Origin of the sequence: Micromonospora deserti (assembly GCF_003236335.1) — a bacterium.
GTDB classification, from domain to species: domain Bacteria; phylum Actinomycetota; class Actinomycetes; order Mycobacteriales; family Micromonosporaceae; genus Micromonospora; species Micromonospora deserti.
Genome location: NZ_POUB01000216.1, coordinates 1 through 10,388, shown reverse-complemented (window position 1 = coordinate 10,388; position 10,388 = coordinate 1). Strand labels below are relative to the sequence as shown.

The 10,388-nt window shown below is 73.5% G+C and carries 8 protein-coding genes; 5 read left to right on the top strand and 3 right to left on the bottom strand.

Annotated elements, in window-relative coordinates:
• On the bottom strand, positions 1-2,451 hold a 2,451-nt coding region (locus C1I99_RS23950), incomplete at its 3' end, for a sensor histidine kinase (RefSeq protein ID WP_146604036.1).
• A gap of 442 nt (positions 2,452-2,893) precedes the next feature.
• On the opposite strand from C1I99_RS23950, the gene C1I99_RS23945 reads away from it, so the two are divergent.
• Positions 2,894-4,075 carry an ABC transporter substrate-binding protein gene (locus tag C1I99_RS23945; protein WP_111136458.1) on the top strand — a complete coding sequence of 394 codons (1,182 nt, stop codon included), beginning with the start codon at positions 2,894-2,896 and terminating at the stop codon, positions 4,073-4,075.
• Between the two features lie 185 nt (positions 4,076-4,260).
• Here C1I99_RS23945 and C1I99_RS23940 read toward each other — a convergent pair whose 3' ends face one another.
• Positions 4,261-5,124 (bottom strand): ABC transporter permease, encoded by an 864-nt coding sequence (locus C1I99_RS23940; RefSeq protein ID WP_111136457.1) that lies wholly within the window; start codon positions 5,122-5,124, stop codon positions 4,261-4,263.
• A gap of 57 nt (positions 5,125-5,181) precedes the next feature.
• Positions 5,182-6,213: an ABC transporter substrate-binding protein gene (locus C1I99_RS23935; protein ID WP_111136456.1), complete on the bottom strand. Its 1,032-nt coding sequence runs from the start codon at positions 6,211-6,213 to the stop codon at positions 5,182-5,184.
• A 263-nt stretch (positions 6,214-6,476) separates the two neighbouring features.
• On the opposite strand from C1I99_RS23935, the gene C1I99_RS23930 reads away from it, so the two are divergent.
• The 4 genes from C1I99_RS23930 to C1I99_RS33455 all read left to right on the top strand — a co-directional run bounded on the left by C1I99_RS23930 (position 6,477) and on the right by C1I99_RS33455 (position 10,383).
• Positions 6,477-7,262 (top strand): ABC transporter ATP-binding protein, encoded by a 786-nt coding sequence (locus C1I99_RS23930; protein ID WP_111136455.1) that lies wholly within the window; start codon positions 6,477-6,479, stop codon positions 7,260-7,262.
• A 2-nt stretch (positions 7,263-7,264) separates the two neighbouring features.
• Positions 7,265-8,215, top strand: coding sequence for an LLM class F420-dependent oxidoreductase (locus C1I99_RS23925; protein WP_111136454.1), 951 nt, complete (start codon positions 7,265-7,267; stop codon positions 8,213-8,215).
• On the top strand, positions 8,212-8,520 hold the full coding sequence (locus tag C1I99_RS23920; RefSeq protein ID WP_111136453.1) for a cupin domain-containing protein: 309 nt from the start codon (positions 8,212-8,214) through the stop codon (positions 8,518-8,520). The genes C1I99_RS23925 and C1I99_RS23920 overlap by 4 nt, the downstream gene beginning before the upstream one ends.
• Positions 8,521-8,595: 75 nt before the next feature.
• A complete protein-coding gene (locus C1I99_RS33455) occupies positions 8,596-10,383 on the top strand; it encodes a hypothetical protein (protein WP_199562370.1) in 1,788 nt (595 codons plus the stop codon).
• The last annotated feature ends 5 nt before the right edge of the window (positions 10,384-10,388 follow it).

Sequence of the window (10,388 nt, the reverse complement as noted above, 5' to 3'; positions counted from 1 at the left end):
GGCGACCACCGTGGTGTTCGGGGGCGAGAAGCGGGTGGCGTTGTCGAGCAGCTCGGCCACGAGCCGGACCACGTCGTTGACCGCGTGCGCGGCGACCGAGATGTCGGTGTCGACGGTGCCGAACTCGGCCTGCTCCGCGCCGGAGCCGCGCCGGGGCAGCGGATCGAGGCCGCGCTGGCCGAGGGAGCGGTCATCGCCGCCGGGGAAGGCCCGGCTGGGCGGAGCGACGGTCGGCTGGGCTCCGGTCGGGCCGCCGGCCTGCACCACGGACGTGGTGTCCCGCGCCTGCTCCGGCGGCTGCCAGGGGGCCGGGGCGGCGGCCCGGTCGGCGCGCCACTGGTCGGTGAGGGTGGCCGCGGCGGTGCGCGCGCCGGCGAGCGGCTCGGCGAGACCGACCGGGGTCAGCGGCGTCTGCTCGACCGCGAGGGGCTGCCGCGGCCGGATGAGGGCCTGCTCCCGGCCCCGTCCGGTGGGCAGCACCACCGTGGCGGTGGGGAGGGTCACCTGGGCGACGGTGCCGCCCTCCACGTTGCGGCGCAGTTCCACCCGGATGCCGTAGCGGGCGGCGAGCCGGCTCACCACGGCCAGACCCATCAGCCGGAACGCCGCGACGTCGACGCTCGGCGGGGCGGCGAGGCGGCGGTTGAGCGAGTCGAGCTGCTCGTCGCTCAGGCCGAGGCCCCGGTCCTCCACCTGGATCAGAACGTAGTCGCGGATCCGCCGGCCGTCGGCGACCACCGTGGTGTTCGGGGGCGAGAAGCGGGTGGCGTTGTCGAGCAGCTCGGCCACGAGCCGGACCACGTCGTTGACCGCGTGCGCGGCGACCGAGATGTCGGTGTCGACGGTGCCGAACTCGATCCGGTTGTACAGCTCCACCTCGGACTGCGCGGCCCGCAGCACGTCCACCAGCAGCGCGTCGTCGCGACGCGGCACGGCCGAGTCGGCCCCGGCCAGGACCAGCAGGTTCTCGTCGTTGCGGCGCATCCGGGTGGCCAGGTGGTCCAGTTCGAAGAGCTGGGCCAGCCGCTTCGGGTCCTCCTCGCCGCGCTCGATCGCGTCCAGCTCGCCGATCATCCGGTCGACCAGGGTCTGGCTGCGCCGGGCCAGGTTGAGGAACATCGCCGAGACGCTGGTACGCAGGGCGGCCTGCTCGGCCGCGACTCGGACCGCCTCGCGGTGCACCACGTTGAAGGCGAGCGCCACCTGGCCGACCTCGTCGCGGTTGGTCAGCTTGATCGGGTCCCGCACCTGCCGGACGATCTCGTCGACCCCGCCGTCGCCGACGTTGTCGATGTTCTGCAGCCGCTTCACCGCGTCCGGCAGGTCGTGGTTGGCCACGGAGAGGGCGCCCTCGCGCAGCCGGCGCAGTGAGTGGTTGAGCGAGCGGGCGAGCACCACCGCGAGCGTCACCGCGACGAGGAGGGTCAGCAGCACCAGCCCCGACTCGACGACGGCCTGCCGGATGACGTCCGAACGGGCCTGGTCGGCCTGGGCGAAGAGGTCGTCGAGCAGCCGGATCTCGGCCCACCGCATCAGGTCGTTGACCGCGCCGATGGCGGCGGTGGCGTCCTGGGCGCCGACCAGCGGGCGCTGCCCGACCGAGCGGGTGATGTCGGCGGCCACCCGGTCGGCGAGCGTCACGGCGTCGCCGGAGACGGTGCTCTCCACCAGCGCGAGCTGGTCCGGGTCGGCGGCCAGGGAGAACGCCAGCAGCGCCTCCTGCCGCCCGGTCTGGGTGGCCACGAAGGACGAGAACTGCTCGTCGTCAAGCTGGCCGGCGCTGAGCGCGGTGAACGCGACCGACTGCTCCTCGGCGACCGCCGCCTTGGCCCGGGCGAAGGCGGCCACCGCCCGCCGGGCGTCCGCCAGCCGCTCCTCGCCGGGCAGTTGGGCCAGCCCGTCGCCGTACCCGACCAGGTCGGCGAGGATGACGCCGTAGCGCAGCGACGCCTCGGCGACCGCCATCTGCCGGCGGTCCAGCACCTCCTGCCGGGTGCTGTCCAGCGTCTCCAGGTGGTCATCGATGGACGCCAGCCGGTCCCGGACCGCCGGCGGCACGTCGCCGATGCGCTCGCGCTCCGCGCGGTACGCGTCGATCCGCTGCTGGGTCTGGCGGACCCGGAGGTTGAACGCGTCGGCCGGCTGCTGCGGCGTGGCCAGGTAGGCGGCCGCCGCCATCCGCTCGGCGTGCAGGTCTTGGGTCAGCGCGGAGATGTCGATGGAGAGCGCGGTGAGCGACCGGGCCTGGGTGGCGTCGTAGGCGCCCTCACCGACGGAGATCAGCCGGACGGTGGCGAGGGCGATCACCGCGGCCACCGGCACGACCAGGATCAGCGCGAGCTTGGACCGGATCCGGGCGTCCCGCAGCCGGGGCAGTCGGCGGCGCTTCGGTTCATCGGTCATACCGCTCGCGGGCAGGCTCGCGGGCAGGGTCGTCGGTCCGGTGCTCACGACATCGCCTCCGTCGTTTCTTCCACGCCTGACCCGCCGACTCGTGCCTGGTGCGACGGACAGCGCCACGCGCGGCACGGCCGCGATTTCATCAGACAAGAACATCTTTGGGAAGCCGCAGTGAGGCAGGAAACGGTCGGACGGCATCCAACTCGCGTTCCGATCACCTAGTACCTTCATTTCCTCACGCCCGTGAACAGGGCATGTAACTCCCGGGTGGCCATCCGTATCGCAGCGTGACCATTTGCAAACTTCTCGTGACCCCAGCATGTGGGACACGCGTCCCGAAACGCGTCCCCCCAGCCGCGCTTGACCGCAGCGCCCAGCGTTGGCAAGGTTTTGCAGGCTTCGCACACCGTACGGCAGACCATCCCGTCACTCCACAGAGGACGGACAACCGGCGGTGACCGGGCAGCGCCCGCGCCGCATCTGGAGGACTGAGTTGAGCCCCATCCGTTCCGCGAGCACGGCGGCGCTCGCATCGGCCGTCCTGGCCGCCACGCTCACCGGCTGCCAGTTCAGCGCGGACGAGGGAGACACGAGTCCCATCGTCATCGCAGCGGACCTCGAACTCTCCGGCGCGGCGGCGCCGGTGGGCAAGGCGTACCAGCGTGCCCTGGAACTGAAGATCGAGCAGCTGAACTCCTCCGGCGCGCTGAACGGCCGGCGGATCGAACTCACGGTGAAGGACAACCGGTCCGACGCGAGCGAGTCACTGCGCAACATCGGTGACTTCAGCAACGATTCCCGGGTCAGCGCGATCATCATGGGCGGCTGCAACGAATGCGCGGTCGGCGCCGTCCGGACCATCAACGAAAAGCGCATTCCCACCATCGCGCTCGCCCCGTCCGGCGCGGTGGCCGACCCGGTCGCCGAGCGCCGGTACGTGTTCAAACTGGCCCCGAACGCCGCCGACAGCGCCGCCGCCCTCACCTCCGAACTGCGGCGCAAGGGAATCCGCAAGGTCGGGGTGCTGCACAGCGCCGACGACTACGGCCGCGAAGGGCTGGCCGCGCTGCGCAGCGAGTTCGACAAGGCCCGCATCCGGCTGGTCCGCGCGGAGTCGGTGCGCGGCACGGACACCGAGGTCGGCCAGCAGGTCGCGGCGCTGACCGCGGGCGAGCCGGACGGCCTGGTCGTCTGGACCCCGCCGGAGCAGGCGACGCTCACCGCCACCGCGGCGCAGCAGGCCGGCTTCGACGGGGCGCTTTTCCTCGACGCCGCGGCGGCCGGCGAACTCTTCCTCGGCGCCGCGTCCCGGGCCACCGAACGGGCCACGCTGGTCTTCACCCAGACCATGGTGATCGACGACGTCATCGCCACCACCCCGGCGAAGGCCGCCCGCCGGCAGTGGTTCCAGGACTACACCGCCCGCTTCGGCGGCTACCACGGCTCCTCGTCCTTCGCGGCGGACGCCGTACAGCTCATCGCCGACGCCGAGCTGCGAAGCGGCGGCGAGCCCGGCCGGGTGAACCGGGACGGCATCCGCGACGTGCTGGAGACCTCCCAGCTGGACGGCCTCTCCGGGCCGATCCGGATGACCCCGGACAACCACTCCGGCCTGATGCCGCAGGCGCTCACCACGCTGGTGGCCCGCAACGGGCGCTGGCGGTTGGCAGGCTGAGCGGCGGCCCTCGTCGAGGGCTGCGCGGCCGGCTGTGGGCCCGGGTCCCGGCTCCGGGCTTGACCCCGCCGCCCCCGGTGCGGTCACACCGCCACGACGGGGTTCAGCCCCGTCGTGGCGCGGGCCGGCCCCGTCGTGGGGGCCGGCCCGGGCTTGTGCGTGGGTGATCTGCGTGTCCGGGGGCGTCAGCGGCTGCTGGTGGTCTCGCGGAGCCAGGGCAGCGCGAGGCGTTCGACCAGTATCAGGGCGCTGTAGAGCAGGATGCTGACCAGCGCCACCAGCATGATCGCGGCCCAGGCGGTGGCGGTGTCGCCGATGCCTGCGTACTGCTGGATGACGTAGCCGAGGCCGCCCTCGCCGGCCTGGAACTCCCCGATCACCGCGCCGATGGCGGCCAGCGGCATGGCCACCTTGAGCCCGACGAAGATCTGCGGCAGCGCGGCCGGGAAGCGCACCTTGCGGAACGCTTGCCAGCGCGAGGCGTTCAACGAGCGGGCCAACTCGGCGAGGTCGGCCGGGGTGGTGGTCAGCCCGGTCGCGGTGGAGAGCACGATCGGGAAGAAGCAGAGCAGGAAGACCATGGTCAGGATCGGCTTCTGCCCCCAGCCGAAGGCGACCACCAGCAGCGGACCAAGGGTGATCTTGGGGACCGCGTTGACCGCGACCAGCAGCGGAGTGAACATCCGCTCCACCGTCCGCGACGCGGCCAGCGCCAGGCCCAGCAGCACACCGGCCACGGCGGAGAGCGCGAACCCGACCAGGATCTCCAGCGTGCTGTCCCCGGTGTGCTCCAGCATCCGGGCCGGCTTGTCCACGAACGCGGTCAGCACCTCACCCGGGGGCGGCAGCGCGGCCGGATGCACCAGTTCCAGCCGGGCCACCAGCCACCACGTGCCGAGTGCGACCAGCAGGCCGGCGGCCGGCAGCAGCACCGCGGTGGCGCCACCCCACAGGCGTTCCCCGGCCCCGGCGCGCCGGCCCGGCCCGGAGGCGTCGGGCGGGGGCGGGGCGGCCGTCACCGCCGGCTCCGGCGCGCGGACGTCGGTCATCTGATCCTCCTGGAGAAATCCGGCCCTGGGCCGGTACGGGGGCACGGGCGGACCGGGTCAGGCCTTCGGCGCGAGGCCGAAGTCGATGATCTGGTCGGGGGTGATGTTCTGCTTGAGGGCGCCGGCACCCTGCAGGATCGCGATGCTCTTGGCCACCCGGCCGCTGTCCAGCGTGCCGAGCTGGGTGCCGGAGTTGCTGGACCGGACGTAGCCGGCCATCAGCTGGAGCTCGGCGGCGGCCGCGGCCGGGTTGGTGGCATCCACGTTCTTCTTCAGGATGTCGGCCGCCTCCTGCGGGTTGGCCAGGCTGTACTCCAGACCCTTCATGAGGGCGGCGGTGAACCGCTTGACCATGTCCGGCTTCTCCTTGGCGATCTTCGACGAGGTGATCAGCACGTTGCCGTACAGGTCCTGCATCACGTTGCTGTACGGCAACATGACGGCCTTCTTCTTGGTCACCGCCTCGATGGTGGGCTGGCCGACGACGAACTGGCCGATGCCGTCCACCGAGCCCGAGGCGAGCGTGCCCATCAGGGTCTGCGCCTCGCCGTTGACCCAGGTGACCTTGCTGGCGTCCACGCCGGCCATCCGGGCGTACGTCGGGAAGAGGTTGCGGACCACGGAGCCGGGGGTGTCGGCGAGCTTCTTGCCCTCCAGGTCCTTCGGCGAGGCGATGCCCTTGCCCTCGACGGTGGCGATACCGGCCATGGTGCGCTGCTGGATCGCGGCGACGGCGACGAAGTCCTTGGCCTGGCCGTTGCCGAGCTGGAGCAGGCCGCCGGTCAGGTCGATCGGGCCGAACTGGGCCTGGCCACCGACGATCGTCTGGATGACCGCGCCGGTGCCCTGGCCGGCCTTGATCTCGACGTCGAAGCCGGCGTCCTTGAAGAAGCCCTTCTCCTTCGCCACCCAGGCGTAGGAGTCACGGCCGAAGTTACCGAACGAGGTGAGGTACGTCACCTTTTCCAGCGCGGCGCCCTCGGGGGCCTTCGCGTCGTTCCCGGAGTCCGAGCCGCCGCTGCAGGCGGAGACCAGGGCGAGGGCGGTGGCCAGCGCGGCCGTCACGACCGTACGGGTCAGCCTTCTCATCAGTGCACCATGTCCTTTCCGACCGGGACCGGCAGGGCCACCGGAGGGGTTGTCTGGCGGCGTCGGCGGAGGGGAAGCCGACACCACCGTCGTGAGGGGACTCTTCGCGGGCACAGCGTACGAGAAGCCCACCTTTGCGATGCCAGGCGTATCGGGTTGCGGAACGGATACAAACTGACGTCCACCCCGGACGGTGCGACTGAGCAGCAGACCGATAGCCTTTCCCACGAATCGCTGACCGCCGACTCAGGAGGCCGCCGGAGATGATCCGACTGTCCGGGGTCTCCCGTACCTTCGACGGCCGCAGTGGCCGGGTCGAGGCGCTGCGCGGCATCGACCTCGACGTCGCCGAGAGCGAGTTCGTCGCGGTGCTCGGCCGCTCCGGTTGCGGCAAGTCCACGCTGCTGCGGCTGGTCGCCGGCCTGCTCCCGGTGACCGACGGCGAGATCACCGTGGCCGGTACGCCGGTCACCCGGCCCCGCCGGGACATCGCGATGCTCTTCCAGCGACCGGCCCTGCTGCCCTGGCGCACCGTACTGGACAACGTCCTGCTGCCGGTGGAGATCTTCGGCTGGAAGCGGGCGAAGCACCGCCACCGGGCCCGGCAGCTGCTCGACCTCGCCGGGCTGGGCGGCTTCGAGAAGCGGCTGCCGCACGAGCTCTCCGGCGGCATGCAGCAGCGGGTGTCGCTGTGCCGGTCGCTGATCGGCGAGCCCCGGGTGATGCTGATGGACGAGCCCTTCTCCGCGCTGGACGCGCTCACCCGGGAGGAACTCTCCGGCGAACTCCAGCGGGTGCACATGGAGAACGGCGCCACCGTCGTCTTCGTCACCCACTCGATCGACGAGGCGGTGCTGCTGGCCGACCGGGTGGTGGTGCTCAGTCCGCGCCCGGGACGGATCCGCAAGGTCGTCGAGGTGAGCATCCCCCGGCCGCGCACCCTCGGCCGCCACGCGCACCTGGCGGACGTCGCCCGGATCAGCGCCGACCTGCACGAGCTGCTGATGGAACGGGACCTGCCGGCGGCGACCGGCGCGGAAGGACGATGAGCGTGCGGGTTTCCGTGTTCACCGAACCGCACCGCGGCGCCAGCTACGACGACCAGCTCCGCTTCGCCCGGCTGGTGGAGGCCGCCGGGTACGAGGGCTTCTTCCGCGCCGACCACTACCAGTCGATGGGTGAGGAGCCGGCGCTGCCCGGCCCGACGGACGCCTGGCTGACGCTCGCCGCGCTGGCCCGGGAGACCCGCCGGATCCGGCTCGGCACGCTGGTCAGCTCGGCGACCTTCCGGCTGCCCGGCCCGCTGGCGATGATGGTGGCGCAGGTCGACCAGATGAGCGGCGGCCGGGTCGAGCTGGGCATCGGCGCCGGCTGGTACGAGCGCGAGCACACCTCCTACGGCATCCCGTTCCCGGCGGTCGGCGAGCGGTTCGACCGGCTGGCCGAGCAGCTGGAGGTGATCGCCGGGCTGTGGCGGACCCCGCCCGGCGGGACATACAGCCACACCGGTGAGCACTACCGGCTCGTGGACGCCCCCGCGCTGCCGAAGCCGGTGCAGGTACCCGGGCCGCCGGTGATCATCGGCGGGCGCGGCCCGAAGCGCACCCCGGAGCTGGCCGCCCGGTACGCCGACGAGTTCAACATGCCGTTCAAGTCGGTCGAGGAGACCGCCGCGGCGTACGGGCGGGCGCGGGAGGCCAGCGACCGCGTCGGGCGGACGGAGCGCGGGCGCGCCCCGCTGGTGCTCTCCGCCGGGATCGTGGTGGCGATCGGCCGCACCGACGCCGAGGCGCGCCACCGGGCCGCGCCGTTGCACGCCAAGAGCGCCCTGCCCCCGGAGGACCCGGTGGTCGGCTCGCCCGCGCAGCTGGTCGACCGGATCGGCGAGTTCGCCGCGATCGGCACCACCCGGGTTCACCTACGGCTGATCGACTTCGCCGACCTCGACCACCTGGAGCTCATCGCCGCCGAGGTGCTCCCCCAGCTGAACGGAGACCGATGACCGACATCATCGACGAACGTGAACTCGGGCCGGTCGGCCAGGAGATCGTGTTCGAGAACGACCGGGTCCGGGTCTGGCACATCCGGCTGGAGCCGGGCGAGTCGCAGCCGCTGCACCGGCACGACCACCCGTACCTGGTGGTGGCGGTCCAGGGCGCGAAGAACGTGGTGCAGACGGTCGACGGCACCCGGATCGACGCGGACGAGCCGACCGGCGGCGTGGTCTACCGCGACCCGGGCGCCGTTCACATGCTCACCAACGTCGGCGGCACCACGTACCTGGCGCGGCTGGTTGAGCTGAAGTAACCGCTGGCAGGGTGCTCGACGCCGCTTGCGGCGTGCCGGTGGCGACCGGCCCGGCAGGTGCGTAACGTGCCGTTCATGGCCTTTCGGACCTGGGGCAGACTGCTGCTCACGGCGCTCGGGGTGAGCCTGCTGGCCGGGGCCGGCCAGCTCGGCATCGCGTTCGGCTTCGGCATCGTCCGGCTCACCGGCACCTTCACCGGCGGCACCGTCAACCAGTGGCCGGCCCAGCTCGTCTGGGTCGGGTGGTTCGCGGCGAACGCCGCCGTGGTCGGTGCCGTCCTCACCGAACGCGTGGCCCGGCGGGACGGGCTGCTGGCCGGCACCGGCCGCCAGCTCGCCGTCGCCACCGCCGCGGCGGCGGGCGCCACCGTCGTCGCCCCCCTGTGCATGCAGCCCGCCCGGGCCGCCGAGCTCATCTCGGTGGACCCGGTCTGGGCCGTCGGCATCTGCGCGATCCTCGGCGCGGTGCTCGGCGCGGGCGCCGCGCTCGCGGTGCTGGTCAGGCCTCCGGTGGGCTGGAACATGGCACTGGTCGCCGGCGCGGTCTGGCTGGTGGCGCTGATCTCGGTGGCGCCGACGCTCGTCGCCACCGGCCCGCTGCCCACCGTACGGCTGGGGGTGCTGGAACCGTCCTGGCTGGACGCCGGCGCGGCCCAGCGGCTGTCGCTGGTGGTGCCGCCCCTGTTGGCCCTGCTGGCCGGCGCGGCGACCGGCGGACTGGCCCGCTGGCGCGGGCACCCGCCGCTTGTCAGCGGCGCGACCGGAGTGGCGGGCCCGGTGCTGGTGGCCTTCGCCTACCTGACCGCCGGCCCGGGTGACGTGGTGGACCGCTACCAGACGACGCCGTACTACGGCGCGCTCATCGCGGTGGCCGCCGGCGCGCTCGGCTCGGCCGCCGCCACGCTGCTGCGCTGGCCCCTCGTCCCGCACGGCGCCGACACCGGGGCCATCGAGCCGACCGACATCCTGCGTTCGCTGCCCGCCGGCCCGACGCTGCCGACGGCCGCGACACGGTCCGCGGACCGCGCCGGCGACGAGTCGGAGACGGTCGACCTCGCCGCCGCCGGGCAGGCGGCCGGCGGCCGGCCCGGGGATGCCGGCCCTGGCACGGCGGGCGGGCCGGCCGCCGGCACCACTCCGGCGCACTGGGACTGGCCGGTGCCGGGCGCCGCTCCCGCCGCGACGGCCCACCCGACGCCGACGGCGGCCGGGACGAGCGCGCCGTCGCCGACCAGCACCGGAGCGGACCGACCGACGGCCGCCAAGGCGAGCACGCCGTCGCCGACCTCCGCCGAAGCGGACCGACCGGCCGCCACCGCCGAAGCGGACCGACCGGCCACCGCCGACGTGGTCGGGACGCGTCCGGTCAGCGCGGACGCCGGCACCGCGGCCCAGGGAGCCGCCCCCTCCGCCGGCGAGGTGCCACCGCCGCCGCCGGACCAGTCGGGCGATCCGGCCGCCCCCTCGACCGTCGCCCCGGCCGGCGAACCGGTGCACGACGAGCCCACGTCCCCGGCCGAGGCTGCCACCGCGCCGGTCGCGGATGGCCGCGTCGATGCCACACCGGCGGCAGCCGGCACCGACCGGCCGGCCGCCAAGCCCGTGCGCACCCGCAGGCCCCGCTCCGCCGCGCAACCGGGCGGCGCCGAGGGCACGGCCAGCCCGCCGCCCACCGCGACCGGCGCGGTCGACCTTCCCGCCGGCGTCCCGACCCGGGCCGCCGAACCCGCCCCCGGAGCCGGCTCGGCGGGGCGGGCGACCGGGGACGAGGCGACCGACGCTCCCGACGCCACGCCAGCGCCGGCCGCCGGTCACGACGCCACGCCACCACTACTCGCCGCCCCCGACACCTGTCCCTTATAAACCTC

Excerpts from the sequence above, each read along its gene's own strand:
- C1I99_RS23935 (WP_111136456.1), bottom strand. The coding sequence starts at position 6,213 with ATGAGAAGGCTGACCCGTACGGTCGTGACGGCCGCGCTGGCCACCGCC.
- C1I99_RS23940 (WP_111136457.1), bottom strand. The coding sequence starts at position 5,124 with ATGACCGACGTCCGCGCGCCGGAGCCGGCGGTGACGGCCGCCCCGCCC.
- C1I99_RS23920 (WP_111136453.1), top strand. The coding sequence starts at position 8,212 with ATGACCGACATCATCGACGAACGTGAACTCGGGCCGGTCGGCCAGGAG.
- C1I99_RS23930 (WP_111136455.1), top strand. The coding sequence starts at position 6,477 with ATGATCCGACTGTCCGGGGTCTCCCGTACCTTCGACGGCCGCAGTGGC.
- C1I99_RS33455 (WP_199562370.1), top strand. The coding sequence starts at position 8,596 with ATGGCCTTTCGGACCTGGGGCAGACTGCTGCTCACGGCGCTCGGGGTG.